This is a genomic window from Paraburkholderia sp. JHI2823 (assembly GCF_038900695.1).
GTDB lineage: Bacteria > Pseudomonadota > Gammaproteobacteria > Burkholderiales > Burkholderiaceae > Paraburkholderia > Paraburkholderia mimosarum.
The window spans coordinates 1-890 of the sequence record NZ_JAYMRY010000155.1 but is presented as its reverse complement, the minus strand read 5'-3'; the positions used below and the strand labels follow the sequence as shown (position 1 = coordinate 890).

Sequence of the window (890 nt, the reverse complement as noted above, 5' to 3'; positions counted from 1 at the left end):
GTCGCGATCCTGGAGAAGGGCTGGATCGGCGGCGGCAATACGGCGCGCAATACGACCATCGTGCGTTCCAATTACCTGTGGGATGAATCCGCGGCGCTCTACGAAAAGGCGATGAAGCTCTGGGAAGGGCTCTCGCAGGACCTGAACTACAACGTGATGTTCAGCCAGCGCGGCGTGATGAATCTCGCGCACACGCTGCAGGACGTGCGTGACACCGAGCGCCGCGTGAATGCGAACCGCCTGAACGGCGTGGACGCCGAATTCCTCACGCCCGAGCAGATCAAGGAAATCGAGCCGACCATCAACCTGAACAGCCGTTACCCCGTGCTGGGCGCCTCGATCCAGCGCCGCGCGGGCGTGGCGCGCCACGACGCGGTGGCGTGGGGCTTCGCGCGCGGCGCCGACCAGCACGGCGTGGACATCATCCAGAACTGCCAGGTGACGGGCATCCGCCGCGACGGCGCGCGCGTGACGGGCGTGGACACCTCGAAGGGTTTCATCAAGGCGAAGAAGGTCGCCGTGGTGGCCGCCGGCAACACCACGACGCTCGCCGACATGGCGGGCGTGCGCCTGCCGCTCGAAAGCCACCCGCTCCAGGCGCTGGTGTCGGAGCCGATCAAGCCCGTCGTGAACACCGTCATCATGTCCAACGCGGTGCATGCCTATATCAGCCAGTCCGACAAGGGCGACCTCGTGATCGGCGCGGGCGTGGACCAGTACACGGGCTTCGGACAGCGCGGCAGCTTCCATATCATCGAGGGCACGCTGCAGGCCATCGTCGAAATGTTCCCGGTGTTCTCGCGCGTGCGCATGAACCGGCAGTGGGGCGGCATTGTCGATGTTTCGCCCGACGCGTGCCCGATCATCAGCAAGACGCATGTGAAAGGGCT

1 protein-coding gene is annotated in these 890 nt (G+C 65.5%); it reads left to right on the top strand.

The genetic code is table 11. The features are described 5' to 3' along the window. Window positions 1-890, top strand: an 890-nt coding sequence (locus VSR34_RS38035) for an FAD-dependent oxidoreductase (protein WP_342965192.1), incomplete at both ends; no start/stop codon positions are given.